Below are 24,425 nucleotides of genomic sequence, written 5' to 3' on the forward strand. Positions count from 1 at the left end.
CAGCCACCGCCTTCGCCCTGATCGAAACCAAGAGCTCAACCGGTTGGCTGTGTCAGCAGGCGTCACCTGTCACCGTGAGCGCCGATCGCCACGCATGGGCAGCCGGGCATCACGCATCGCCCCCGTGGTGTCGATCGGCGTCCTCTTCCTCGAGCCTGGCCAGCCAGGCGTAGATCTCGGAGTGCCGGAATCGCAGACAGCGACCGACCGGAATCCGATCGATCCGCGAGCCTGTGTGCGCAGGTCGTAGAGCGTTTGGACACTCACCCCGAGCTCCGCGGCCAGATCCTTGATCGAATAGGACGCCTCGAAGGCGCCATGGAGGACGTTGTCGACCTCACCGCCGCGGACATCGTCGCGCCCGGCATCGGTCGTGGTGAAAGCTCTGGAGGTCGTCATGCACCAGAGGTACGCGCCCGTCTCCGAGTCGATTCGCAGCCCTCCGAGACGGCGCTCAGAGATTCCGAAACCGGAACGATAACGCGATAAATGCGAGTCAGGGCCGTGTTCGAATCCGTCAGTTAGGAATCAGAACACGGCCCTGATCAGGCGTTTCGGTGGAGGTGAGGGGACTCGAACCCCTGACCCTCTGCACTGTTGCGCGGATTCTCGATCGTTGGGAAAATCTCGCTCGTCCTCGGACGATCAGCTTCTGACCTGGGCCGATGCCCTGAACCGCGGGCACCTGCGAGACTGACTCTACCCCGACAACACGGGTGATCTCGACCGAGCTCGCGCCAATTCTGACTCGCAAAGTGGGCCATATCCGGGCTCCTACCAGTCGCTCCTCGGCGAGGACCATCTCTTGGAGAGGCTCCGCGATCGCCGTTCCTCGCGACATCACCCGCTCTGCTACTAGGTCCGAAACCCAGACGGCTGCAACCATACGTGCTCTGGCGGTCGGGCCTACCGCTGTGCCCGGCGCACGAGGCGCGGGGCAAGGCAACGTACGGAGCGGCTACTCAGAACCCCGAGCCAGAGTCCGGCACCGTAGGCGAGGTCGTCGAGGCGACGGCCGAGGAGGGTCGTGGGCCGGACGTCGGTCTCGTGAAAGGCGACGGCGGTGTCGACGACGAGCGCGGCGAGGACCATACGGCGCACGGTGCGGCTGAACAGGCAGGCGACCAGGGTGAGCGGCCACCAGTGGCGCAGCAGGAGGGCCGACTCCTGACGCAGCGACCAGCCGAGTCCTCGGGTGGCGAGGCGGGAGGCGAGGCCACGGCGGCCGGGCACGTCAGGGAGAGCTTCCGAGACAACGCGGCTGCCCCAGACCAGCGAGGCAAGCGCCGCGGGTGCCGACCACCAGCGGCAGGCGAGGATCGCGGCTCCGGCGGCGGCCATGGCCGAGGAGAGTACGGCCGGAGCGATCGCGTCCCCGTGGCGGCGGCCGAGCTCGGCGCCGCCGGAACCGTAGACGAGCTTGCGGCCGAGCCAGCCGCGGACCGTGCCGCGGACCTCGTGCAGTGCTTCGAGATCGGGCTGGTAGCGGACGACGTGGCCGGCCTCGACCAGTCGCCAGACCAGGTCGACGTCCTCGCCGACGCGGAGGTCGGCGGCGAAGCCACCGACCTCCCTCATCGTCGTCGTGCGGGCGACCAGGCAGGCCGACGGCAGCCACCCGACGGCCGCACCCGGGCGGACCGAGCAGGCCCTCGCGCCGAGGGAGAGGGAGGAGGCGGCGGCATCGTGGCGTTCGAACCACGACGGCCGAACCTTGTCGGTGTGCCCCCGCACCAGCGGCCCCGCCAGCGCGACACGAGGGTCCGCGAGCTGGCCGGCCAGCTGCGCGAGCATCGCCGGGTCGGCGCTCACGTCGGAGTCGACGAAGGCGACATAGGCCGTGGCGACCTCGGCGAGGCCGCCGTTGCGGGCGCCGGCGGGTCCGCGGTTCTCGGCCAGCGCGATAAGGGTGGCGCCGTGGCGACGTACGACCTCCGCGACAGCGGCCGGGTCACCGGAGGCGTCGTCGACGACGATCACGCCGAGCCCGCTCAGGGCGGTCAGGCAGCGGTCGAGGTGCTCGGGGCGGTCGTGGGCCGGGACGACGACGGTGAGCTCGGCCGGGTCGACCGGCGTCAGGTCGTCGGGGTCGGCGAGGTTGCCGTCGAGCAGGCGTCGGGCGACGAGGTCGGTGGCGGCGTCGCGGACCTGCACCCGCCTGTCGACCACGCGGCCGGCCGCGGCGGGCGCCAGGCGCATGGATCGCAACGGGGATCCGCCGACCAGCGACAACCCACCCTCGGGTGTCGGGAGGAGTCGTACGTCATCGCGGACCCGCACCGTGAAACCGTCCGGCAGCAGCGTCATCCGCCGAAGCCTCCGTCTGCTGCGACGTCCGATCCGTTGAGCGCGGCACCGGCACGGGAGCAGGCGTGGACGACGGTGGCGGCGACCTCGTCCGGGGTGAGCGGGCGGCGCAGGAGCTGGTGTCCGGCGAGGTCCTCCGGAGCGACCGAGTAGAGGCCGGCGGTCGCGGCCAGCATCGCGGTGTCGGTCGAGCCCGGCGGTACGGCGCAGGCGGTGACCCCGGTCCCGGCGAGGTCGGCGGCCAGGCCCTTCACCAAGCCCACCACGGCGTGCTTGGCGGCGTTGTAGGCGGCCAGATGGAACAGCCCGTGCGAGCCCGCGGCGGAGGCGATCGCAACGAACCGGCACCCACCGGGGTCGGGGCCGGCGAGCATCGCCGGGACGGCCGCGGCCGCGGTGTTCCAGATCCCGACCACGTCGATCTGCCACTGCAGATCGAGGGAGGTGTCCTCCCACAGCGGGCGTCCGCCGGCGATCACCGCGGCGGCCGCCACCGCGATGTCGAGCCGTCCCCACCGCTGGGTCGCGACGCCGACCGCGGCGGCCAGCACCTCCGGGTCCCGTACGTCCCCGACGACCGGTTCGACCCAGCCGGCCGGGAGCGAGTCGACGAGGGTGTCGAGGTCCGCCTTCGTGGCCTGCGGGTAGCCCGCCGGGGAGTCCTCACCGGCGCACCAGTCGAGCGCGACGACGCGTACGCCCTCGGCCACCAGGCCGCGGACGGTGGCGGCGCCGATCCCGCGAGCCGCGCCCGTCACCAGCGCCACTCGGGTCGTCGCCTCGGCTGCGGTCTCGCCGGGTCTCATCGGGCGGCCGCGCCGATCTGAAGACGGTCGTATGCGGCGAAGACCATCTCGGCGAGGATCCGCTTCCCGAGCTCCGCACTCGCACCCGTCGGGTCGCCGAGGACGCCGTTGGCCGAGACCGCCTCCACTCCCCCGGCCCGCATCTGGGACAGCAGCTCACGCAGCGGACGGGTGTTGCCGGGGGCGGCGTTCCGCAACCGAACCCGCTCGGGAGCCAGGTGCAGCATCAGCGAGGTCTCGGCGAGGCCGGCGTGCGGGTCGGCGTACGGCACCTGACACGGCACCCAGTTGACGTCGCGCCCCTCGGCGCGAAGGGTCCTGACCCCGGCCCCGAGCCCGTCGAGGTTGCCACCGTGGGCGTTGACGAAGACCACCCGGGAGGCCCAGGTGGTCAGGGACCGGCCGAGCTCGACGACCAGGGACTTCAGCGCGTCGGTGCCGATCGAGATGGTGCCGGGGAACGACTGGTGCTCCCCGCTGGCACCGATCGGCACCGCCGGCGCGACGGAGGCACCGATGAGCGGGGCGAGCTCGTCGGCCACCGCGGTCGCGATCACCGTGTCGACGTCGAGCGGCAGGTGCGGGCCGTGCTGCTCGGTGGAGCCCAGCGGCACCAGGACGGTGCCGCCCGGCACGATCTCCGGCCAGGGGCGGTCGACCAGGCTCACGGCCGGTCCGATGGTTGGCCCGATGGTTGACCCAGGGCGAGCTCGAAGCCGTCAGGGATCACCAGATCCTCTGGTGTGAGGTCGTGGATGGAGGCCTTGCCCATGCCGAGGACCGCGGAGTCGAGGCCGTTGCGGAGGATGTCGAGGACGTTCTCGACGCCGGCCTGGCCGTTGGCGCCCAGGCCCCACAGGTAGGCGCGCCCGACCATCACCGCGCGTGCGCCCAGGGCGAGCGCCTTGGCGACGTCGGAGCCGCGGCGTACGCCACCGTCGAGGAGCACCTCGATCTGGTCGCCCACCGCGGCGGCGATCGGGGGCAGCACCCGGATCGTGGCCGGGGTGCCGTCGAGGTTGTTGCCGCCGTGGTTGGAGACCGAGATCGCGTCCACGCCCGCGTCGACCGCACGCAGCGCGTCATCGACCCGGCACACGCCCTTGAGCATGAGCGGCTTCGCGCCCGTGATCTCCTTCCAGGTCGTCACCATCCAGGCGACGTCGTCCCAGGACGGTGGCGGCGTGGTCATCCACTCGTAGTAGGCACCGAAGAACGTGGGCGGCTCCCCCAGGCTGCCGTCGTCGGCGATCGGCGCCAGGTTGGGCGCGGTCAGGTCCGGGATCCCGCCGCTGCGGGCGTACGCCGCCAGCCATCTCCCCCGGCTCATCACCTGGGGCGCGAACCGGAGCATCGCCGAGAGGTCGACCTTCTCCGGGATCTCCGGGCTGCCCCAGTCACGGCCCATCGAGAAGGACCAGTCGAGGGTGGCGATCAGCGCCTTCGCGCCGGCGGCGTGGGCTCGGCGCATTCGGCGGATCATCACCTCGCGGTCGCCGGTCCAGTACATCTGGAAGAAGGTCGCCGCGTTGGCCGCCACGACCTCCTCGACCGACTTCGAGGCGAAGTTGGACAGCCCCATCACGGTCCCCCGGGCCGCCGCCGCGCGGGCGACCGCGACCTCGCCGTCGGGATGGACCGCCTGTACGCCGGTGGGCGAGATGATCACCGGGAACCCGATCTCCTGGCCCAGGACCGTGGTCGACAGCTCGCGCTTGTCGTGATGGCCGGCCACGTGCGGTGCCAGGCCGAGGTCGGCGAACGCCTGCTGGTTGTCCGCGATCGTCTGGCCGCGCTCCGAGCCGGCCAGCAAGGCGGCGTAGACCGGCTTCGGCAGCCGCTTGCGGGCACGCTCCTGCGCCACCGCGACGGACTCGAACCACGGGTTCTGCTTCCAGGGGTTCTTCCAGGGCATCTCTGCTTCTCGCTTCTGCTCGTTGGGGTCAGTTGGGTGCGAAGCCGGCCAGCGGCGACTCCGCGCACGCACTCACCGGCGGGGCCAGATCGGAGTCCGAACGCCGTCGGGAGAGCGTCAGCAGGACCGGTGCGTTGCGGCTGGGAGCGCTGTGGGAATGGTCCTGACTGACCGCCGGGATCGTCCGCGCTCCGGCCAGGGCGGACTCGCCGTACCCCTGGACGCACTCGGGGTCCGGCCCGTCCAGCGGCAGCCCGGTGAAGAACTTCGCGGCCATGCAGCCACCGCGACACGAGTCGTAGTGGGAGCAACCCGAGCAGGCACCGCCGGTCTGCGGCTCACGAAGCTCCTGGAAGAGCGCCGAGGTCTTCCACACGTTGTCGAACCCGCCGTCGGTCAGCAGGTTGCCCGCGAGGAACTGGTCGTGGATCGCGAACGGACAGGCATAGACGTCGCCCACCGGGTCGATCAGGCACACCACCCGGCCAGCGCCGCACAGGTTGAGGCCCGGCAGAGCGCCGCTGCCGTCCGCGGGGCCGAAGGCGGCCAGGTGGAAGAAGGAGTCTCCGGTCAGCACGTTGTCGCCGTTGGCGACCAGCCACTCGTAGAGCTCGCGCTGCTGCTCGGGCAGCGGATGGAGCTCGTCCCACACATCAGCACCGCGGCCCGAGGGACGCAGCCGGGTCAGCCGCAGCGTCGCCCCGAACCGGTCCGCGATCGCCTTGAACTCATCCAGCTGGCCGATGTTCTCCCGGGTGCAGACCACGCTGAGCTTGGCGTCACGGAAGCCCGCCTCGTGCAGGTTGCGCAGCGCCGTGATCGCGGTGTCGTACGACCCCGTCCCCCGCACCCGGTCGTTGACCTCGGCGGTGGCGCCGTCGAGAGAGATCTGGACGTCCACGTAGTCGCTGCCCGCCAGCCACCGCGCCCGCTCCGGGGTGAGCCGGACGCCGTTGGTCGAGAACTTCACCCCGACGTCGTGGGCGACGGCATATTCGACCAGGTGCCAGAAGTCGGGACGTACGGTCGGCTCCCCGCCGCCGATGTTCACGTAGAAGACCTGCATCCGCTGCAGCTCGTCGATCACCGCCTCGCACTGCTCGGTGCTCAGCTCCCGCGGGTCACGCCGGCCGCTGCTCGACAGGCAGTGCGCACACTCCAGGTTGCAGGCGTAGGTCAGCTCCCAGGTCAGGCAGATCGGCGCATCCAGGCCGAGCTCGAAGTGCTCCACCAGCTTCATCGTCACGCTCCTTCTCAGGCGGATTCGGGTCGGGCGGGTCGGATCATGTCGGCCCGGGCCAGGCCGGAGAGCGCAGCGACGTACGCAGCGTGCTGGCCCTCCGGCACACCCGACGCCACGAGCGCACCGCGCACGTCCGGATGCGACCCCAGGGAGCGCACGACCGCCACCAGCTCCGGGCGCTTGAGGAAGGTCAGCTTCCGGTTCCCGAAGTGATAGGCCAGCGCCCCGAAAGGCTCGGGACGCAGCTCGACCGACGGCGACAGCGCCCACGCGCTGTCCAGGCTCACGGCGTTCATCAGCTCGGGATCAGTAGACGCCGCACATGCCGTCGATCGAGACCTCCTCGATCAACGACTCCTCGGTCAGGACCTCGTCCACGACCTGGGTGTTCTCTTCAGGGTTCATGACAGCTCTCCTTCATCTCGGGTGACGCAGGACACATTAATGACACTCAGGGTCAAAAAGATAGGGGCTCGCCCGAACCGGCAACACTTTTGCGCTTCGGCACGACCGAGGCTGCTGATAGATTCCGACGAATGCCGACCAGCCCCGCCCCCGCGACGCGGCGCAGCTCGCTCCGCGGACGACCCGCCGCGACCACGCACGCGGAGATCGAGCAGGCCGCCTTCCGGCTCTTCATGACCAGAGGCTTCGAGGCCACCACCCTCGACGACATCGGCGAGGCCATCGGCGTCGGCAGACGCACCATCACCCGCTACTACCCCTCCAAGAACGACATCCCCTGGGGCCAGTTCGACCGCACCCTCGACGGCTTCCGCGAGATCCTGCGCTCCATGCCGACCGAGCTCCCGCTGCACGAGGCGGTCCACCGCGGCGTACTCGCCTTCAACGACTTCCCCGCCGATGCCAGCCCCAGCCACCGCGACCGGATGCGCCTGATCCTGACCACCCCGGCCCTCCAGGCCCACTCGGTGCTCCGCTATGCGAGCTGGCGGGAGGTCATCGCCGAGTACGCCGCCGAGCGCACCGGAACGCGCCCCGACGACCTCCTCCCCCAGACCATCGGCCAGGTCTCGCTCGCCCTCGCGCTGACCGCCTATCAGGCATGGCTCGCCGACGAGGACGCCTCGCTCCGTCACCTGCTCGACGCCGCGATGGCCCACCTGCGCGCCTACCTCTCGAGCTGACGCTCGACCGACGGTCGCGCCGGGTCCGCAGCGAGTCGGGAGCTCATCGGACCAGGTCGTCGATGCAGCGGTTCCAGGCGACGAGATCGAGCCGACTCACACCGTTCGCCGTGCATCGGGTGACCGCCTGGGTCAGGGTCAAGACACGATCGACGGGTTCACGGACAGGAGTCGGAAGCGGCTCGGCGACCTTCTCGAGAGTCCCGTCGGCCTCGTTCTGTTCCTGCTCGGGCGGCGAAGCGGGAGCCTTCTCCGGGGCAGGCGATCTGGGGTTGGACCCCGTGGCGTCCTTCCCGCTGTTCCGACCACCAGCCTCGGGTTCCGGAGCGGAGCCCGGACGACCTGTGGCACCGTCGTCACCCCGTGCGATCCGCCTTGGTCTCGGCGCCTCCCTTTCGCCGTCGACCCCAGCTGAAGCCCGCCGGCTGGAGCCGGGGCCATAGGACACCGGCAGGGCCTGACCGGGCACGGCGGCATAGTCGCCCTTCAGGTACGCAACGCGGGTCTGCAGCACCTGGTCGGCGTAGGACCCCGAGTGGTTGTAGCGGAGGACCGCGGCGCGGCGCCCAGCATCATCGCCGAGGCTCTGGGGACCCGAGCAAAGGTGCACCGCTGCCGCCAGCGCGGCGTCGTTGATGTCCTGAGGATCCCTCTGCCCGTCGCCGTCAGCATCCACACCGACGGCCGACCAGGTGGCGGGGATGAACTGCATCGGACCGACAGCACGATCCCAGACCGTGTCCCGGTCGTACTGCCCGGAGTCCGTGTCCGCGATCGCCTGGGTCTTGTTCGTACCGTCGAGAGGGATGCCATAGATGCCCGGGCGAGAGACGCCGTCGGCCCCCAGACTGCTGCCGCCGAAGCGGCCGTGGTCCGACTCGACGCGGCCCACGGCCGCGAGCAGCTGCCAGTCGAGGTTGCACGTGCTGTCCGCAGCATTGATGACCGTCTCGGCGCGCTGGTAGGCGGCGAGCGCAGCGTTCGGGACCCCCTCCGTCGAAGCTTCTGACGGAACCTGGTTGACGTGCCTCTGCGGGACGCCGGCCGCCACGACAGCCGGCTGCGAATAGCTCGCCGGGTCTCGGACCGCCGCTGTCGGCACCGAGACGCCGCCAGGAGGCGCGGAGCCCGGCCTGTCCCCGCCGGCGAACGCAGACGGGATCACCAGGTGGACTGCGCAGACGACCGACACAGCGAACAGATGGACGAGCGGGACGCCATGGCTGGACACCTTCGTTCCCGATGTCGGTATTTCAGCACGCTGCATCCGTGTCATCAGGTCTCCTCCTAGGCTGAACGTTGGACTAAATCTACCATCATTAGGTTTAAAGAGAGTGGCGTGCGCCACATTTTGCCGATCGGTCCGGCGACCGACGTGAGCTGAAACGGACCTGCGCCCAGCTACAGCGCCGCGGCGACCGATGTGCCCTGGGCGATCGCGCGCTTCGCATCGAGCTCGGCCGCCAGGTCCGCGCCACCGATCAGGTGCGGCGTACGACCGACGGCGATCAGGGCGTCGTAGAGGTCACGCACCGACTCCTGGCCGGCGCAGACCACGACGGTGTCGGCTTCGATGGTGCGGGAGACGCCGTCGACGACGACATGGAGTCCGCGGTCGTCGATGCGCTCGTAGGACGCGCCCGGGACCAGCTTGACGCCAGCTTGGCCGAGCACCGCTCGATGGGCCCAGCCCGAGGTCTTCCCGAGGTCCCTGCCGATAGCGGTCGCCTTACGCTGCAGAAGGGTGACCTTGCGGGACGGCTCGTGCGGTCGCGGCTCGGTGAGCCCTCCTGGCTGCGTCAGGGTGGGGTCAACGCCCCACCGCGCCAGCCAGCCGTCGAGGTCCTCCTTGGGATCGTGGGTGAGCCAGTGGGAGACGTCGACGCCGATGCCGCCGGCTCCCACCACCGCCACCCGCTCGCCGGGCGTCACCCGGCCGGCGAGCACGTCGGCGTAGCTCGCGACCTTGGTGTGGTCGATACCCGGGATCCGCGGGATCCGCGGCCGGACGCCGGTGGCGACCACGACCTCGTCGAATCCGTCGAGGTCGGCCGGCGATGCGGCAGACCCGAGGCGTAGGTCGACGTCGAGCACCTCCAGACGACGCCGGAAGTAGCGCAGCGTATCGGCGAAGTCCTCCTTGCCAGGCACCTCCATCGCGAGCCGGAACTGTCCGCCGACCTCCTGCTCGCGCTCGAAGAGGGTGACCGCGAGTCCGCGCTCGGCGGCGGTCACCGCGGCGGCGAGGCCGGCCGGTCCGGCGCCGACGACCGCGACGCTGCGGCGCCGGGGCGCGGGCTGGATGGTCCACACCGTCTCCCGGCAGGCGCGCGGGTTCACCAGGCAGGACGTCTCCAGCCCGGAGAAGCCGTGGTCGAGGCACGCCTGGTTGCAGGCGATGCAGGTGTTGATCTCGTCGGCTCGCCCGGCAGCGGCCTTGGCGACGAAGGCCGGGTCGGCCAGCAGCGGCCGGGCCATCGCGACCAGGTCGGCGTCGCCGGCAGCGACGATGTCGTCGGCCAGCTGTGGGGTGTTGATCCGGTTGGAGGCGCACACCGGGACGGCCACCGCGGCCTTCAGCAGCCGGGTGTAGCGCAGCCACGCACCGCGTGGCACCTGGGTGATGATCGTCGGGATCCGCGCCTCGTGCCAGCCGATCCCGGTGTTGAACGCCGTCACGCCCTCCTCCTGCAGGGCCTGCGCGAGCTCGATGGTCTCCTGCCAGGTCTGGCCGCCGTCGACCAGGTCGAGCAGCGAGATCCGGTAGAGGATAGGGAAGTCCCGACCCAGCTCGGCCCGGATCCGACGCACGATCTCGACCGGCAGCCGCCTCCGGGCGTAGGCCGTGCCGCCCCACTCGTCGGTGCGGTCGTTGGTCCGGGGCGCGAGGAACTGGTTGATCAGGTAGCCCTCCGAGGCCATGATCTCGACCGCGTCGTAGCCGGCGGCCCGAGCTCGCGCGGCGGCCGCGGCGAAGTCGTCCACGACCTGCCAGACCTCCTCGCTGGTCAGCGCCCGCGGCTGGTACGGGTTGATCGGGCTCCTGATCTCGGAGGCGCCGACGCTGGCGGTGTGGCGGCCGTAGCGGCCCGCATGGATCAGCTGCAGCGCGATCCGGCCACTCTCGGCGTGCACCGCGTCGGTGATCGGGCGGTGGGCGTCGATCCGGTCGTCGGTGGCGATGTCGCCGGAGCCCTCCTCGAGGCGGCCCTCGGCGTTGACCGCGTACGCGCCGGTGATGATCAACCCCGCGCCGCCGCGGGCACGCTCGGCGAAGTAGCCGGCCAGCCGTGGGACGTCCTCGTCGGCGTCCTCCAGGCCGGTGTGCATCGAGCCCATCACGACGCGGTTGGGCAGGTCCAGGGTGCCGAGGCGCAGGGGGCTCAGCAGGTGGTCGAACATCGTGCTCCTCGGGCTGTCCGGTCGGCTGTCAGGGTGTTCAGCGCCGCCTCCAAGAAGGGGCTGACCGCGAACCCGGCGGTGTCGTTGCCGTCCTCTGGTGCGCCCTCGGCTCGCCAGCGGTAGTCGATGCCCGCGGCGATGACGGCGATCTTGTAGTAGGCCAGACCGAGATGGACCGGCCAGTGCTCGAGCTCGATCCCCCCGGCACGCTCGTAGCGGTGGGCGAGGGTCTCGGCGTCGGCGAGTCGCGGGCTGGTCCACGCCGTGGGGAAGCCGAGGACGTGGTCGAAGGCGGGGTGCCGGTAGGCGCACATGGTGGCCACGTCGGCGATGGGGTCACCGATCGTGGAGAGCTCCCAGTCGACGACGGCCGCGACCCTCGGCGTCGCGCCGGACAGGTCCAGCAGCGCGTTGTCGATGCGGTAGTCGCCGTGGACGATCGAGGTGTGCCGCTGATCGGGGACCTGATTCTCGAGCAGTGCGCGCACCTCGTCCGCGGCGTCGCACATCTCGGCGCCGGCCGGAGCGACCAGCTCCCATTGGCTCGACCAACGGGTGATCTGACGACGCACGTACGCGTCGGGGCGGCCGAAGCGTTCCAGGCCGACCGCGACGTGGTCCACCCGGTGCAGCGCCGCCAGTGCCTCCACCAGGGCATCGACGATGCCGTCGACGACGTTCTGGTCCAGGCCCTCGAGCTGGTCGCGAGACTGGACCGTCACCCCGTCGACGAACTCCCACACCGAGAACGGGCCGCCCAGGAGCGCCTCGTCGTCACAGAAGACCACCGGGGCCGCGACCGGCACGTCGGTGCCTGCGAGACCGCTGGTGACCCGGAACTCGCGGCCGACGTCGTGCGCCGACGGGGTGCGGCCGTGCCGTGGGGGCGTGCGCAGCACCCAGCGGCGTACGCCGTCGTGGAGGAGGACGGTCAGGTTGGAGCGGCCGCCGGAGATCAGGCTGCCGCCCAGGCGGGGGCCGACCTCGGCGCCGGCGGCCAGCATCCGGGTGCGCACCGCGGCCAGCTCGAAGTCGGTGAGCACGGACGTCATGACAGGTCTCCCGCGATCCGGCGCACCGCGCGGCGGGCGATCGACCAGCGATGCACCTCGGAGGGACCGTCGTAGATCCGGAACGGGCGCAGCTCGCGGGCGATCCGCGCGACCGGCAGGTCGCGGGAGACCCCCAGGCCGCCACACATCTGGACCGCCCGGTCCGCGACCCGGTACAGCGCCTCGGCGGCGAACGTCTTGGCGATCGACGTCGACTCCGAGGCCCGGCCGCCGTCGTCGAGCTCGCGACAGGCCGCCAGGAGCAGCGCCCTGGTGGCGGCCAGGTCGATCTCGTTGTCGGCGATCATCTGCTGCACCATCCCCTGCTCGGCGAGCCGGGACCCGAACGCGCGGCGGCCGGCGACGTGGCGTACGGCGGTCTCGTGAGCGCGGGCGGCGGCGCCGGTCCAGCGCATCACGTGCGTCATCCGGGCCGGGCCGAGACGCACCTGGGCGTAGCGGAACCCCTCGTCGACCTCGCCCAGCACCGCGTCCTCGCCCACCTCGACGTCGGTGTAGGTGATCTCGCAGTGCCCGCCCAGCATCGAGCGGTCCTGGGTGCCGACGTGGCGCACCAGGTCGACGCCGGGAGCGTCCGCGGCCACCAGGAACATCGTCGCCCCGCCCGCTCCACCGGGCTCCCCCGACGTACGCGCCATCACGATGTGGAAGGCGGCCCCGTCGGCTCCGGTGATGAACCACTTGTGGCCGTTGAGCCGCCATCCCGCGGCGGTGCGCTCGGCGCGGGTGACCAGCGCCGACGGGTCAGCGCCCGCACCCGGCGAGGGCTCGGTCATCGCGAAGGCCGAGCGCACCTCGCCCCGGGCCAGCGGCGCCAGGAAACGCTCCTGCTGCCTCTCGTCGGCGACGTGGGCGAGCAGGTGGATGTTGCCCTCGTCGGGTGCGTTGATGTTGAGCGCCATCGGGCCGAACAGCCCCCGCCCGGCAGCCTCGAAGACCTGGGCGCGATCGACCATGCCGAGCCCCAGCCCGTCGTACGCCACCGGCGCATGCGGTGCGAAGACTCCTGCGGCGCGGGCCTCGGCCTGCAGCCGGGCCCGCAGGGCCTCACCGCCCGCGGCCTCGACGTCGCCGTCATGCTCGTCCTCCACCGGGAGGACGTGGGTCTCCACCAGCTTCCGGGTGGTCTCCGCGATCGCGGCCACTTGGGTCATCGCCTGCTCCTTGGTTGATCCGAGCTGTCTGAATTCATGGCGTCTCAGTCCTGGCCGGCCCGGAGACCGAGGAAGAGCGCGCGGGCGTCGGCGCAGAGGACGTCGCCGTCCCAGATCTCGCCCACCAGGTAGCGCTTGCGGCCCGACTCCTCCTCGAACCGGGCCCGGACCGTGAGCGACTTGTCGACCTGCGTCACCGCCCGGAAGTTCACCGTCAGGCCGGCAGTGCGCCCCGGTGGCCGCCCGCAGGTGTCGGAGAGACGTCCGAGCACCTCGTCGAAGAGCAGCGCGACCGCTCCTCCATGGACGGCGCCGTGGCCGCCGAGGAAGTAGCGCCCGAAGGTGACGGTTCCCTCGACGCTGTCCTGGCCGCGGCTGGTGAGCACGAACGCAGGCGCCATCACCTGACCGCGGCCGTCCAGGTCGACGCGGTGGCCGAACGCCTGCCGCGCCTCGGGAACCTGATGCTGCCGAAGCCGGGCCGACCACTCCTCGACCTGGCGGGTGAGCGCGACGATGCGCTCCTGGTCGGGCAGCGAGCCCGCGAGGTAGTCGAGGAACCCGCGTACCGCCTCGACGAGCGACCCCCACGCCTCCCCGCCCGGGAGCTCGGACTCCGTCCCGGGCGGGGACACGGTGAACGACTCGGGTACGCCGATGCGGGTCCCCCAGGGTTCGGCGTGGTCGGTCACCGTGCCATCAGCTTCGCCGCCCACCTCAGCGCGGCGCCATCCGGATCGCGCCGTCCAGCCGGATCACCTCGCCGTTGAGCATCGGGTTCTCGACGATGTGGGCGACCAGGCCGGCGTACTCCTCCGGCCGACCGAGCCTGCTGGGGTGCGGCACCTGGGCGCCGAGCGAGTCGATGGCCTCCTCCGGCAGCGCGTTGAACAGCGGCGTGTGGAACAGGCCGGGCGCGATGGTGTTGACCCGGATGCGATGGTTGGCCAGGTCGCGGGCGATCGGCAGGGTCATCCCGACGATGCCACCCTTGGAGGCGGAGTACGCCGTCTGGCCGATCTGGCCGTCGAAGGCGGCGACCGAGGCGGTGTTGACGACCACGCCGCGCTCCTCGCCGTCGATCTCGGCGCCCGCCACCATCGCGGCAGCGGCGAGCCGGAGCACATTGAAGGTGCCGACCAGGTTGACGTTGACGATCTTGGTGAAGTCGGTCAGCGGGAACGGCGAGCCGTCCTTCCCGACGACCCTGATCGCGTTGCCGATGCCCGCGCAGTTCACCGTCACGGCCAGGGGTGCCTCGGCGACGGCGGCGTCGACGGCTGCCTGCACCTGCTCCTCGTCGGTGACGTCGGCCGGCATGAAGACGGCGCGCTCACCGAGGTCGGCGGCGACCTGCTTGCCGTCGCTGCCGGGCAGGTCGAGGATCACGACGTGTGCCCCGGCCGAGTGGAGCCTGCGTACGGTGGCGAGGCCGAGTCCGGAGGCACCGCCCGTGACGAGGGCGGACTTGTCGGTGATGTTCATGCTGTTCCTTCCAGTGGTTCGGGCCTGTGGTGCGGAGAGTCAGAGGCGCTCGATGATGGTCGCGTTGGCCATCCCGCCGCCCTCGCACATCGTCTGCAGGCCGTAGCGGCCGCCGGTCTCCTCGAGGTGGTTGAGGAGGGTGGTCATCAGGCGCGTGCCGGAGCCGCCCAGCGGGTGGCCGAGCGCGATGGCACCGCCGCGCGGGTTCAGCCGCACCGGGTCCGCGTCGAACTCCTGCGCCCAGGCCAGCGGCACCGGCGCGAAGGCCTCGTTCACCTCGTACGCATCGATGTCGGCGATGCTCAGGCCGGACTTCTTCAGCGCCTTGTGAGTGGCCGGGATCGGGCCGGCGAGCATGATCTCGGGGTCGGACCCGGAGACCGCGAAGGTGTGGAAGCGCGCCCGCGGGGTCAGGCCGAGCTCGGCGGCCCTCTCCTCGCTCATGATGAGCGCGGCCGAGGCACCGTCGGTCAGCGGCGAGGAGTTGCCAGGCGTGATGTGCCAGCCGATCTCGGGATAGCGGGCGGCCATCTCCTCGCTGTGGAACGACGGCTTGAGCCCGCCCAGCCCCTCGGCGGTCGTGGTGGGCCGGACGGTCTCGTCGACGACGTGGGTGCTGCCGTCGGGCAGCGTCACCGGGACGACCTCGGGGCCGAAGCTGCCGGACAGCGCGGTCGCGGCGGCGCGGCGGTGCGACTCCGCGGAGTACGCGTCGATCTGGTCGCGGTCGATCTTCCAGCGCGCGGCGACGAGCTCGGCGCCGATGCCCTGGTTGGGCAGGCTCGGGAAGCGGGCCGCGAGCGGCGCGAAGGGGTCACCGTTGCCGACCGAGGTGCCCATGGGCGCCCGGCTCATCGACTCCACACCGCCCGCGATGACGATGTCGTACGCCCCGGCGATCACACCTTGGGCGGCGAAGTGCGCAGCCTGCTGAGAGGAGCCGCACTGCCGGTCGATCGTCGTGCCCGGGACCTCGACCGGCAACCCCGCCGCGAGCAGCGCGGTGCGGGTGATGTTGAGCGCTTGGTCGCCGTACTGGATGACGCAGCCACCGATGACGTCGTCGACCAGGTCCGGGTCGAGATCGTTCCGCTCGACCAGTGCCCGCAGGACCGTTGCGAAGAGGTCGGCGGGGTGGACTCCGGAGAGCGCACCCCCTGGCTTCCCCTTGCCGGAGGCTGTCCTGGCGATGTCGACGATCACGGCGTTGGTCATAGGGGCTCTCCTGATGTTCACAGCTATGGGATCGCGATCACACTAAACCTTCTGTCGTTAGGTTTACAAGAGTGTAACCAGCAAATCACGCCCGAGCCGTCGGCGATTCGGTAAAGACATGCGAGAATCTAAAGTGATGCGGTTATCGAGGGCCGCAGGACCAAGGAGGGCACCATGGCACGACCGAGCACACCGCTGATCAGCCGAGAGGCGACCGTCAAGGCCGCCCTGGAGATCATCGACGGAGACGGCATCGATGCCCTGAGCCTGCCGCGACTGGCCCGTGAGCTCAACGTCAAGGCCCCGTCGCTCTACCACCACTTCAGCGACAAGGACGAGATCCTCGCCGCGGTGGCTCACGCGATCGTCGCCAAGACCCCCTTGCCCCGCAAGCCCGGCCAGAACGACTGGGCGGAGTGGTTCACCCAGCTCGCCCTGAACTTCCGCGCCTCGGTGCTGCGGCACCGCAACGCCGCCCCGATCCTCCTCCGGTTCATGCCGCGCGACCTGCTCACCGAGATGTACGAGCAGGCGGCCCTCTACCTGAGCGAGTGCGGCGTACCGGTCGACCTGCACGTGCAGATCCTCGACGGCCTGGAGAAGGTCTCGCTCGGCGCCGCGATCGCCGAGGCGATGCGTCCACCCTCGCGCGCCCGGGTCCGCTTCGAGCACGCCGACCCCGAACGGTTCCCGGCACTGACGGCGGCCGGCGCGGCGAACCAGCTCAACACCAAGCAGATCTTCGAGCACACCGTTCGCAGCTACCTCCTCGGCGTCGCCCACTTCGGCAGCATCGACTCCGCCGCCGGCACCGACGCACCCGCGTCGGACGCCGACTTCGCCCAGACCGCCTGACCCAGGCCCGGCCCGCCCGATCCTGCCCCGCGGTCACCCCTGGCGGAGACGTACGTCTTCCAATAACCTACTGTCGATAGGTTTACTGGAAGGGGATGGACATGGAGAGCGACCTGTTCGAGACGGACCACGAGGAGTTCCGGGAGGTGGTCCGGGAGTTCGTCTCCCGCGAGGTCCAGCCGAACCTCGAACGCTGGGACGAGCAGCGTGAGATCGACCGGGAGACCTGGCTGGCCGCCGGCCGCCAGGGGCTTCTCGGTCTGGCCGTGCCGGAGGAGTACGGCGGCCCGGGCGAGACGGACTACCGCTACCGGATGATCCTGCAGCTCGAGATCGCCCGGGTGGGTGCCAGCTCGCTGCAGTCGGGCTTCTCGACCAACGACGACATCGTGCTGAACTACCTGCTGAGGCACGCGACACCGGAGCAGGCCAAGCGCTGGCTGCCCGGGTTCGTCACCGGCGAGACGATCGGCGCGATCGCGATGACCGAGCCGGGCGCCGGCAGCGACCTGCGCGGGATCACCACCAGCGCGGTGCCGGACGGCGACGGCTGGCTGATCAACGGCTCCAAGACGTTCATCACCTCCGGCATCCTGGCGGACCTGGTCATCGTCTTCGCCCGCGCCGGTGACTCCTTCAGCCTCTTCGTCGTCGAGGACGGCACACCCGGTTTCACCCGCGGCCGCAAGCTCGACAAGGTCGGGCTACGTGCCCAGGACACCGCCGAGCTCTCCTTCGACCAGGTGCACGTCCCCGCGGACAACCTGCTCGGCGAGGTGGGTCAGGGACTGGCGTACCTGAAGCAGAGCCTGCCCCTGGAACGGCTCGGCATCGCCATCGCCGGACAGGCTTCCGCCGAGGCGGTGCTCGGCTGGACGGTGGAGTACGTCAAGGAGCGGACCGCCTTCGGTCGCCGGATCGCCGACTTCCAGGTGCCCGCGCACAAGCTGGCGCACCTACGTACCGCCGTCGAGGTCTCTCGGGCCTACATCGACCGCTGCGTGCGCGAGTGGAACGCCGGCACGCTCTCGCCGGTCGACGCGGCCAAGGCCAAGGCCTGGGCCACCGACCTGCAGCACGAGGTCATCGATGCCGGTGTTCAGCTGCACGGCGGCTACGGCTACATGCTGGAGTACCCCGTCGCGAGGGCGTTCGTGGACGCCCGCGTGCAGCGGATCTACGGCGGTGCGAACGAGATCATGACCGACATCGTCGCCAAGGACCTGCTGCGCTGAAGAGCAGAACTGCTGGTCGAGCCCCGGCGGGGCTCGACCAGCAGCGAGCTGGGTCAGCGGCGGTAGATCGACTTCGCGACCAGGTAGGGATCCAGCCCCTCCGGACCGAGCTCGCGGCCCAGGCCGCTCGAGCGGACCCCACCGAAGGGCGCGTTGATGTGCAGCTCGTAGTGGTTCACACCCACCGTGCCGCTGCTGATCCGCCTGGCCAGGGCGAGGCCGTGCTCGTCGTCCCCGCTCCACACCACTCCCCCGAGCCCGAAGTCGGAGGCGTTGGCCAGCGCGACGGCCTCGTCCTCGTCCGCGTACGGGGTGATCACCAGGACCGGCCCGAAGATCTCCTCCTGGGCGATGACACTGTCGTTGTCGACGTCGGCGAAGACGGTCGGCTCGACGTACCAGCCTGGGCGGTCGGGGATGCCGCCGCCGGTCGTGAGACGGGCGAGGTCGCGGCCCTGCCGGATATAGCCGGCGACCCGCTGCTGCTGGGCCTGCGACACGAGCGGACCGATCTGGGTGGTGCGGTCCAGGGGATCGCCGACCCTCAGCGCGTGCACCGTCTCGGTGACCGCGTCGACGACCTCTGCGTACCTGCTGCGCGGTGCCAGGATCCGGGTGGCGGCGTGGCACGTCTGTCCGTTGTTGGGCAGCGAGACCTCGAGCAGCTTCGCGGTCACCAGGTCGAGGTCGGCGTCCTCGGCGACGAGCGATGCGGACTTGCCCCCCAGCTCCAGTGTGGCCGGGCGCAGCAGACGGCCGGCCGTCGCGCCGATCACCCGGCCGGCACCTGTCGAGCCGGTGAAGGCGACCTTGTCGACGCCGGGATGCTCGACCAGGTGGGCGCCGGCGTCACGGTCACCCGGAAGTACGTTGAGCACGCCCGGCGGCAGCCCGACCCCCGCGGCAGCGTCGGCGAAGACGAAGGCGTCCAGGGCGGTCTCGGGCGCCGGCTTGAGCACCACCGTGCATCCGGCCGCGAGCGCCGGGGCGATCTTCATCACCGCGAGCGGCTGCGGATAGTTCCAAGGCGTCACCGCGGCGACCACGCCGACCGGCTCGCGGACCACCAGGGTGCTTCCGCCGGTCGGGCTGGGCCGGGTCTCCTCGAGGCTCAGCGACGCGGCCAGCTCGGCGTAGTAGCCGGTGATGAAGCCGGGAGCGATGCCGTTGACGACGTGCGAGAGCGAGATCGGCATGCCGTTCTCCCGGGTGACCAGGGCGGCGGTCTCCTTGCGGCGAGCACCGAGCGCGGCGGCGAACGCGCCGAGGAGCTGGGCCCTCTCGGACGGCGTCATCCGGCTCCACGGACCGGACAGTGCCGCACGCGCCGCGGCGACGGCGGCATCGACGTCCTCGGCGGTGGCGAGAGCCGTGGTGGCGAAGGGATCGCCGGTAGCGGCCTCGATCACCTCGTAGGTTGTCCCCTTCGCCGGATCGGTCCATTCTCCGTCGATGAAGAGTTGGGGGCGGTCATACATCGTGAGCTCCTTCTCAGAGGGTCTGTTCGCTGCCGAGGAGCACCGAGCTGACCAGCGGTGCCATCGGTCCGCCGATGAAGAGCGAGGTGTCGGCTCGGTCGACCTGGTTGGTCGAGGTGCCGCGGATCTGCCGCACGGCCTCCACGGCCAGGCCCATGCCGTTGACGAACGAGTCGGCGATGTTGCCGCCGGAGGTGTTCACCGGCAGCGAGCCGCCAGGGGCGGTGAGGTTCTCGACGGTCATCACCTCGGCGGCCGCGGGGCCGGGCGGGCAGAGTCCGTGGTCGATGAGGGAGGCGACCGCGGGGCCGCTGAAGTTCTCGTAGACCTGGACGACGTCGACCTCGGCCGGCTTCACCCGGGCCTCCGCCCACAGCCGGGACGCGACGCCCGACCCGGAGGAGGCATCGGCGAACCCCGCCGAGGTGTAGGGCTCGTCGTTCTCATTCAGCGCGGAGTAGCCGCCCGGTGCCCCTTGGGCAGCACCCAGGACGTACGCCGCGGGGCGGCCCAGCGCGCGAGCGCGCTCGGCCGAGACCACGATGAGCGCGACCGCGCCGTCGTTCTCCCGTGAGCAGTCGAAGAGGTGGAACGGCTCGACGATGAATGGCGAGGCGTCGTAGCCGGCCTCGTCGAGCGGCTTGCCGTAGCCCGCGGCGCCCGGGTTGTTCTGGGCGTGCTGGTAGGCGGCCAGGACGAGGTTGCGCATCGCCGATCGGGGCACGCCGTCGTGCTCCAGCATCCGCTGCGTACGCAGGGCGCACACGTGGGCCGGGGTGGCGACACCGTGCGGCAGGTAGTTGTTGTCGAAGTAGTACTTGGCGTAGCCGAGACGACCGGTCTCGCGCTGGGACATCCCGCGGAAGGCGACGACGCACTCGGCCTGGCCAGTGGCGACTGCGGCCGAAGCCGCGCCGATGGCGGCTGCCGCGCCGCCTCCTCCCCCGCCCCAGACCATGCTCGACCAGCGCAGCTCGCGCACACCCAGGTCGGCCGCGAGCACCGGCCCGCTGTTGTCGCCTCCGGCGTAGGAGGTGAACCCGTCGATGTCGCGCGGTGAGATCCCCGCGTCGGCGCACGCCTCCAGAATCGCCTGGAGGACGAGCTCGCGCTCGCCCACCTGTGCCTTGCCGCGTGGGTGGTGGATGTCGGCGACCCCCACGATCGCCGTGGTTCCGCGCAGACTCATCGCCCCTCCTCCCCGGTCGAGCGCCAGCGGAGCACCGGCCACTCGGCGTTCGCGGGCTGCTGGATCACGCCCGTGACCCGGTCACCGATCGCCGGCCGCGGGTCCTCGCCGAGGAGGATGCCCAGCAGCCGCACCGGAGCGTCGTCGAGCTGCACCAGGACCGTGACGTACGGGACGGGGACGTCGAGCTCGCTCATGAACGCGCGGGCGCTGCGGACCCAGGTGTGCACGGTGCCCTCGGGCCTGACCTGCGACCACTCGGTCCGGAAGGACCAGCAACCGGAGCACATGACCCGGCCGAGCGCACGGCTCTGTCCGCAGGCGCCGCACCGCGGCAGCAGGAGACGGTCCTCGCGGAGCCCCTCCCAGAAGGGGCGGTCGCTGTCGTCGCCTGCGGGGCCGGTCGGGAGGACCTCGGTCGTGGCTGCGGTCATCCCTGGCTCGCCGGGTCGAAGTTCTCCAGCGAGTCGGCCTTCCAGACGCCGTCGACGAGGCCCCAGCCCGAGCGGAGGCCGATGGTGCCGTCGGGGGTGGTGTAGACGGCCTCGCCGACGCCGCGCTCGCCCTCGCCGTCCACGCGGGCGGAGCGGATCTCGGCGGCGTCGACCTGGGCACCTGGGACCTGGACCCCTTCGAAGACTCCCGGGACCGAGCCCGGGGCCATGTCGGCGAGCACGGCCTTCATGTCGCCGGCGACGACGCCGTCGACGTGCCGGCGATAGGTCGCCTCGAAGTCGGAGGTGGATGCGGTCATGGGACTCTCCTCGGGTAGGGGTTTCAGGGCAGTTCGAAGGTGGCGTCGGCCGCGACGTCGAGCTTGGCCCCGGCCAGGTCCTCGGCCGCCAGACGCTCGGCGATCTCGGGTGCGTCCGACCGCGCCAGCGTCCGGCCACCTCCGGGCGTACGCAGCGCCGCCATCGCCGTCGTCGGCCGGCCGTCGCGGTCGTGGGCGACGGTCCAGGCCTCCATCTCGGCGGGCCCGGTGTAGGCCGTGACCACCGGCGTGGGCGCGACCGCGTCGGCCTGCGCCTGCGCCGAGGCCCGGCGGAAGCCGTCGCCGGGGGTGGGCGCGTAGATGCCCACGGCGTGCTTGGTCAGGTAGCCGCTGTTGGCGGTGACCAGCCCGGGTCGCTGGGTCCGGCGCACCTCGCGCAGCATGGTGGCGATGGCGTGGGTGCTGTAGTTGTTCCACGGTCCGCCGGCGAAGGTGAGCCCGCCGGTGACCGTCAGCGGGCGGCCGGGGTCGTCCAGCGGCAGCCCGATCGCGTTCGCCGCGACCTGCACCGCCGACGGGAAGCAGGAGTAGAGGTCGACCGGCCCCAGATCGTCGAGCGAGAGACCGGCCAGTTCCAGTGCGGTGCGCGCGGCCGCATCGATCGCGGGCGAGGCGTCGAGCCGCGGCCTCGCCGCGATCTGGGCGGTGTCGGAGGCCTCGCTCCCCGAGCGGAGGAAGACCCAGCGGTCCTCGGGCACGCCGTAGCGTCGGGCCGCCTCGACCGAGCAGACCAGCACCGCAGCCGCCTGCTCGACGCTGTTGTTGGAGTTCATCAGCTTCGTATAGGGCGAGGAGACCATCCGGTTGGCCGGCGACGCGGTGGCGATCTCCTCGGCGGTGCAGCGCCGCCGCACCCAGGCGTCGGGGTTGCCGACCGCGACCTCGTTGAACCTCGCCCACAACGCGGCGATGGCATCGCGGTGCTCGTCGGGAGTGCACCCCGAGGCGATCCGGATCGCCTGCTCGAAGAGCGGATAGACGTACGCCGGGCGGTCGAGCCCCGCCATGACCTCGCTCGGGTCCCGCATCGGCACGTCGGGACGGGTCTCGGGCGCGGGCACGGAGTCGTCCTGCCGGGTCCAGTCCGGGCGCTCGCCACGGGCTTTGAGCGCCATCCGGGTCCGCCACGCCTCGGCGCCACCGACCAGCACGACGTCGCAGCGACCGGCCGCGATGTCCTCGGCGGCGTCGTTCACCAGCGCCTGCGGATGACTGCCGCCGTTGCCGGTGTAGACGGTGTGCCGCACCCAGGCCGCCAGCCGCTGGGCCACGAGCAGGCCGGGGTCGCGGTAGCGCCAGGAGAGCATGCCGACGACGCGGATCGAGTCGATCCGCTCGACCAGCTCGGCAGCACCCGCGTCTGCCGCGGCGAGCCGGGCCGCGCGGGCGATCATGTCGACCGGCTCCTCAGGCTCTACCCCGATCTCCGGGCGCTGGTTGAACTGCCCGCCGCCGACGAGCACAGGAGTACGTGGGTCCAAACTCATGCATCGGCTCCTGAACGCGCCACGGTGAGCATCTCCTCGATGTCGACCAGTTTCACGCGCGGGCGCCGGGCCGCCCGGCCGGCACCGGTCTCGTAGGTGTCGATCTGCCGCCAGCCCTCCAGCCCGACGTGGCCGGGCAGCCGCGACTCGATGTCGTCGGACGCCTGCCGGGGCGCGGGCAAGGCGCCCGCGTCGAAGTCGGCCAGCAGGTGTGCCACGGTCTCCCGGGCGCACTGCTTGTTCGTGCCGATGACCCCGCTCGGGCCCCGTTTGATCCAGCCGGTCACGAACAGACCCGGGACCGGCTCGCCTGCCTCGTGGACGCGGCCGCCGGTATTGGGCACCACGGCACGTACCTCGTCGAAGGGGACGCCCGGCACCGCCGACCCGCGGTAGCCGATCGAGCGGAAGACCAGGCCGCAGGCGAGCTCCTCGAGATCGTCGGTGGGCACCGGCCGGACCACGCCGGAGGAGTCCGCTTCGAGCCGGTTGTGCTGCAGACGGATACCCGATACCCAGTCCTCGCCGAGAACGGCCTCGGGCGAGGCCAGGAAGCGCAGAACCACCCGCCGGGGCGCGGTCAGAGGACGCGATCCCAGCTCCTGCAGCAGGCGCTGCTTCTCGGCGGCGGCCGATCCGGGCTCGGCCTCGGCCGGGGTGAGCTCTTCGCTGCGTACGACGACGTCGATCCCGGGCGTCTGGATCAGGCCGAGCAGCTCCTTGGTGGTGAACGCCGCCTCCTGCGGTCCGCGCCGTCCGATCACGACGACCTCGCGGATGTTGCTCTCCCGCAGCTGCGCGAGCGCGTGGTCGGCGATGTCGGTGCCCGCCAGCCGTTCCGGGTCCGAGGCGAGGATCCGGGCGACGTCGAGGGCGACGTTGCCGTTGCCCACGACGACGGCACGCTCGCTGGAGAGGTCGAAGGTGCGGTGGGCGAAGTCGGGATGGCCGTTGTACCAGCCGACCAGCTCGGTCGCCGAGTGGCTGCCGGGGAGGTCCTCCCCCGGGATGCCGAGGCGACGGTCGTCCAGGGCGCCGACCGCGACGATCACGGCGTGGTAGCTGGCACGCAGCTCGTCGACGGAGATGTCCCGGCCGACCTCGGTGTTGAGGAAGAGCCGCAGTCCCTTGCGCTTCAGCGTGCGCGCGAAGGCGACCGAGGTCTGCTTGGTGTCCTGGTGATCGGGGGCGACCCCGAAACGGACGAGTCCGCCAGGGATCGGGAGCCGCTCGTACATGTCGACGGCGACATCGAGACCGCGCTTCGACAGAAGCTCCTCAGCCGCGTACGACGCCGCTGGACCGGACCCCACGATCGCCACCCGAAGCTGCTCCCCGCTCCGCCCGGCCCAGGTGGTGGGCCGGGACGGAACGGGCTCCTGCGCATAGTCGCGACGCCCGTCGCCGTCGAACCAGGAGGCGTTGATCCGTGCGTACGGCTCCTGGTCGGCGGCGAGGTCGTAGTCGGCGCTGATCGCTCCGACCGGGCACACCTCGACGCAGGCCCCGCAGTCGATGCACGCATCGGGGTCGATGTAGAGCATCTCGGCGGTGCCGTAGTCCGGCTCGTCCGGTGTCGGATGGATGCAGTTGACCGGACAGACCGGTACGCAGCTGGCGTCGTTGCAGCAGGCTCGGGTGACGACGTGGGTCATGGC

The 24,425-nt window shown here is 71.2% G+C and carries 23 protein-coding genes; 3 read left to right on the plus strand and 20 right to left on the minus strand.

Annotated elements, in window-relative coordinates; translation table 11 throughout:
* Positions 1-906: 906 nt before the first annotated feature.
* From mftF to mftA, 7 genes are read right to left on the minus strand one after another with little or no spacing between them, the layout of a single operon-like run.
* On the minus strand, positions 907-2,307 hold the full coding sequence (mftF, locus tag ABT304_RS01780) for a mycofactocin biosynthesis glycosyltransferase MftF (protein WP_350713070.1): 1,401 nt from the start codon (positions 2,305-2,307) through the stop codon (positions 907-909).
* Positions 2,304-3,113 (minus strand): mycofactocin-coupled SDR family oxidoreductase, encoded by an 810-nt coding sequence (locus tag ABT304_RS01785; protein WP_350713071.1) that lies wholly within the window; start codon positions 3,111-3,113, stop codon positions 2,304-2,306. The genes mftF and ABT304_RS01785 overlap by 4 nt, the downstream gene beginning before the upstream one ends.
* Complete coding sequence (gene mftE, locus ABT304_RS01790) at positions 3,110-3,781, minus strand: mycofactocin biosynthesis peptidyl-dipeptidase MftE (protein WP_350713072.1); 672 nt, start codon at positions 3,779-3,781, stop codon at positions 3,110-3,112. Before mftE ends, ABT304_RS01785 begins: the two co-directional genes overlap by 4 nt.
* Complete coding sequence (gene mftD / locus ABT304_RS01795; protein WP_350713073.1) at positions 3,778-5,028, minus strand: pre-mycofactocin synthase MftD; 1,251 nt, start codon at positions 5,026-5,028, stop codon at positions 3,778-3,780. Before mftD ends, mftE begins: the two co-directional genes overlap by 4 nt.
* Before the next feature lie 28 nt (positions 5,029-5,056).
* Positions 5,057-6,268 (minus strand): mycofactocin radical SAM maturase, encoded by a 1,212-nt coding sequence (gene mftC, locus ABT304_RS01800; protein ID WP_350713074.1) that lies wholly within the window; start codon positions 6,266-6,268, stop codon positions 5,057-5,059.
* A 14-nt stretch (positions 6,269-6,282) separates the two neighbouring features.
* Positions 6,283-6,567 (minus strand): mycofactocin biosynthesis chaperone MftB, encoded by a 285-nt coding sequence (mftB, locus tag ABT304_RS01805; protein ID WP_350713075.1) that lies wholly within the window; start codon positions 6,565-6,567, stop codon positions 6,283-6,285.
* 10 nt (positions 6,568-6,577) lie between these two features.
* A complete protein-coding gene (mftA, locus tag ABT304_RS01810; protein WP_350713076.1) occupies positions 6,578-6,676 on the minus strand; it encodes a mycofactocin precursor MftA in 99 nt (32 codons plus the stop codon).
* Between the two features lie 131 nt (positions 6,677-6,807).
* Between mftA and mftR the strand changes: the two genes are divergently transcribed.
* On the plus strand, positions 6,808-7,419 hold the full coding sequence (gene mftR / locus ABT304_RS01815; protein ID WP_350713077.1) for a mycofactocin system transcriptional regulator MftR: 612 nt from the start codon (positions 6,808-6,810) through the stop codon (positions 7,417-7,419).
* A 43-nt stretch (positions 7,420-7,462) separates the two neighbouring features.
* Here the strand turns inward: mftR and ABT304_RS01820 are convergent, their stop codons facing one another.
* The 7 genes from ABT304_RS01820 to ABT304_RS01850 form a co-directional block, all read right to left on the minus strand.
* Complete coding sequence (locus tag ABT304_RS01820) at positions 7,463-8,695, minus strand: lytic transglycosylase domain-containing protein (protein ID WP_350713078.1); 1,233 nt, start codon at positions 8,693-8,695, stop codon at positions 7,463-7,465.
* A gap of 125 nt (positions 8,696-8,820) precedes the next feature.
* A complete protein-coding gene (locus tag ABT304_RS01825) occupies positions 8,821-10,821 on the minus strand; it encodes an oxidoreductase (RefSeq protein ID WP_350713079.1) in 2,001 nt (666 codons plus the stop codon).
* Positions 10,803-11,873 carry a phosphotransferase family protein gene (locus ABT304_RS01830; protein WP_350713080.1) on the minus strand — a complete coding sequence of 357 codons (1,071 nt, stop codon included), beginning with the start codon at positions 11,871-11,873 and terminating at the stop codon, positions 10,803-10,805. The genes ABT304_RS01825 and ABT304_RS01830 overlap by 19 nt, the downstream gene beginning before the upstream one ends.
* The gene (locus tag ABT304_RS01835) at positions 11,870-13,048 is read right to left on the minus strand and encodes an acyl-CoA dehydrogenase family protein (protein ID WP_350713081.1); all 1,179 of its coding nucleotides are present in this window, start codon (positions 13,046-13,048) and stop codon (positions 11,870-11,872) included. Before ABT304_RS01835 ends, ABT304_RS01830 begins: the two co-directional genes overlap by 4 nt.
* Positions 13,049-13,092: 44 nt before the next feature.
* Positions 13,093-13,740 carry a hotdog domain-containing protein gene (locus ABT304_RS01840; RefSeq protein WP_350713082.1) on the minus strand — a complete coding sequence of 216 codons (648 nt, stop codon included), beginning with the start codon at positions 13,738-13,740 and terminating at the stop codon, positions 13,093-13,095.
* Positions 13,741-13,765: 25 nt separating this feature from the next.
* Positions 13,766-14,533: an SDR family NAD(P)-dependent oxidoreductase gene (locus ABT304_RS01845; RefSeq protein WP_350713083.1), complete on the minus strand. Its 768-nt coding sequence runs from the start codon at positions 14,531-14,533 to the stop codon at positions 13,766-13,768.
* Between the two features lie 39 nt (positions 14,534-14,572).
* Positions 14,573-15,748 carry a thiolase family protein gene (locus ABT304_RS01850; RefSeq protein WP_350713084.1) on the minus strand — a complete coding sequence of 392 codons (1,176 nt, stop codon included), beginning with the start codon at positions 15,746-15,748 and terminating at the stop codon, positions 14,573-14,575.
* A gap of 174 nt (positions 15,749-15,922) precedes the next feature.
* Between ABT304_RS01850 and ABT304_RS01855 the strand changes: the two genes are divergently transcribed.
* Positions 15,923-16,603 (plus strand): TetR family transcriptional regulator, encoded by a 681-nt coding sequence (locus tag ABT304_RS01855; protein ID WP_350713085.1) that lies wholly within the window; start codon positions 15,923-15,925, stop codon positions 16,601-16,603.
* Positions 16,604-16,704: 101 nt separating this feature from the next.
* On the plus strand, positions 16,705-17,838 hold the full coding sequence (locus ABT304_RS01860) for an acyl-CoA dehydrogenase family protein (protein ID WP_350713086.1): 1,134 nt from the start codon (positions 16,705-16,707) through the stop codon (positions 17,836-17,838).
* Between the two features lie 53 nt (positions 17,839-17,891).
* On the opposite strand, the gene ABT304_RS01865 is transcribed toward ABT304_RS01860, so the two are convergent.
* The 6 genes from ABT304_RS01865 to ABT304_RS01890 are packed head-to-tail and all read right to left on the minus strand — an operon-like array spanning position 17,892 to position 24,422.
* The gene (locus ABT304_RS01865; RefSeq protein WP_350713087.1) at positions 17,892-19,316 is read right to left on the minus strand and encodes an aldehyde dehydrogenase; all 1,425 of its coding nucleotides are present in this window, start codon (positions 19,314-19,316) and stop codon (positions 17,892-17,894) included.
* A 13-nt stretch (positions 19,317-19,329) separates the two neighbouring features.
* A complete protein-coding gene (locus tag ABT304_RS01870; RefSeq protein WP_350713088.1) occupies positions 19,330-20,505 on the minus strand; it encodes a thiolase C-terminal domain-containing protein in 1,176 nt (391 codons plus the stop codon).
* Positions 20,502-20,939: a Zn-ribbon domain-containing OB-fold protein gene (locus tag ABT304_RS01875; RefSeq protein ID WP_350713089.1), complete on the minus strand. Its 438-nt coding sequence runs from the start codon at positions 20,937-20,939 to the stop codon at positions 20,502-20,504. The genes ABT304_RS01870 and ABT304_RS01875 overlap by 4 nt, the downstream gene beginning before the upstream one ends.
* On the minus strand, positions 20,936-21,259 hold the full coding sequence (locus ABT304_RS01880) for a hypothetical protein (RefSeq protein WP_350713090.1): 324 nt from the start codon (positions 21,257-21,259) through the stop codon (positions 20,936-20,938). The genes ABT304_RS01875 and ABT304_RS01880 overlap by 4 nt, the downstream gene beginning before the upstream one ends.
* Positions 21,260-21,282: 23 nt before the next feature.
* Positions 21,283-22,767: an acetyl-CoA acetyltransferase gene (locus ABT304_RS01885; RefSeq protein ID WP_350713091.1), complete on the minus strand. Its 1,485-nt coding sequence runs from the start codon at positions 22,765-22,767 to the stop codon at positions 21,283-21,285.
* A complete protein-coding gene (locus ABT304_RS01890; RefSeq protein WP_350713092.1) occupies positions 22,764-24,422 on the minus strand; it encodes an FAD-dependent oxidoreductase in 1,659 nt (552 codons plus the stop codon). Before ABT304_RS01890 ends, ABT304_RS01885 begins: the two co-directional genes overlap by 4 nt.
* Between the last annotated feature and the right edge of the window lie 3 nt (positions 24,423-24,425).

Origin of the sequence: Nocardioides sp. NPDC000445, from assembly GCF_040300245.1 — a bacterium.
Taxonomy (GTDB): domain Bacteria; phylum Actinomycetota; class Actinomycetes; order Propionibacteriales; family Nocardioidaceae; genus Nocardioides.

Excerpts from the sequence above, each read along its gene's own strand:
- ABT304_RS01850 (WP_350713084.1), bottom strand. The coding sequence starts at position 15,748 with ATGACCAACGCCGTGATCGTCGACATCGCCAGGACAGCCTCCGGCAAG.
- ABT304_RS01820 (WP_350713078.1), bottom strand. The coding sequence starts at position 8,695 with ATGACACGGATGCAGCGTGCTGAAATACCGACATCGGGAACGAAGGTG.
- ABT304_RS01860 (WP_350713086.1), top strand. The coding sequence starts at position 16,705 with ATGGAGAGCGACCTGTTCGAGACGGACCACGAGGAGTTCCGGGAGGTG.
- ABT304_RS01830 (WP_350713080.1), bottom strand. The coding sequence starts at position 11,873 with ATGACGTCCGTGCTCACCGACTTCGAGCTGGCCGCGGTGCGCACCCGG.
- ABT304_RS01865 (WP_350713087.1), bottom strand. The coding sequence starts at position 19,316 with ATGTATGACCGCCCCCAACTCTTCATCGACGGAGAATGGACCGATCCG.
- ABT304_RS01855 (WP_350713085.1), top strand. The coding sequence starts at position 15,923 with ATGGCACGACCGAGCACACCGCTGATCAGCCGAGAGGCGACCGTCAAG.
- mftR (WP_350713077.1), top strand. The coding sequence starts at position 6,808 with ATGCCGACCAGCCCCGCCCCCGCGACGCGGCGCAGCTCGCTCCGCGGA.
- mftB (WP_350713075.1), bottom strand. The coding sequence starts at position 6,567 with ATGAACGCCGTGAGCCTGGACAGCGCGTGGGCGCTGTCGCCGTCGGTC.
- ABT304_RS01885 (WP_350713091.1), bottom strand. The coding sequence starts at position 22,767 with ATGAGTTTGGACCCACGTACTCCTGTGCTCGTCGGCGGCGGGCAGTTC.
- ABT304_RS01845 (WP_350713083.1), bottom strand. The coding sequence starts at position 14,533 with ATGAACATCACCGACAAGTCCGCCCTCGTCACGGGCGGTGCCTCCGGA.
- ABT304_RS01785 (WP_350713071.1), bottom strand. The coding sequence starts at position 3,113 with ATGAGACCCGGCGAGACCGCAGCCGAGGCGACGACCCGAGTGGCGCTG.
- ABT304_RS01870 (WP_350713088.1), bottom strand. The coding sequence starts at position 20,505 with ATGAGTCTGCGCGGAACCACGGCGATCGTGGGGGTCGCCGACATCCAC.
- ABT304_RS01835 (WP_350713081.1), bottom strand. The coding sequence starts at position 13,048 with ATGACCCAAGTGGCCGCGATCGCGGAGACCACCCGGAAGCTGGTGGAG.
- ABT304_RS01825 (WP_350713079.1), bottom strand. The coding sequence starts at position 10,821 with ATGTTCGACCACCTGCTGAGCCCCCTGCGCCTCGGCACCCTGGACCTG.
- ABT304_RS01890 (WP_350713092.1), bottom strand. The coding sequence starts at position 24,422 with ATGACCCACGTCGTCACCCGAGCCTGCTGCAACGACGCCAGCTGCGTA.
- ABT304_RS01880 (WP_350713090.1), bottom strand. The coding sequence starts at position 21,259 with ATGACCGCATCCACCTCCGACTTCGAGGCGACCTATCGCCGGCACGTC.
- ABT304_RS01875 (WP_350713089.1), bottom strand. The coding sequence starts at position 20,939 with ATGACCGCAGCCACGACCGAGGTCCTCCCGACCGGCCCCGCAGGCGAC.
- mftD (WP_350713073.1), bottom strand. The coding sequence starts at position 5,028 with ATGCCCTGGAAGAACCCCTGGAAGCAGAACCCGTGGTTCGAGTCCGTC.
- mftF (WP_350713070.1), bottom strand. The coding sequence starts at position 2,307 with ATGACGCTGCTGCCGGACGGTTTCACGGTGCGGGTCCGCGATGACGTA.
- mftC (WP_350713074.1), bottom strand. The coding sequence starts at position 6,268 with ATGAAGCTGGTGGAGCACTTCGAGCTCGGCCTGGATGCGCCGATCTGC.
- mftA (WP_350713076.1), bottom strand. The coding sequence starts at position 6,676 with ATGAACCCTGAAGAGAACACCCAGGTCGTGGACGAGGTCCTGACCGAG.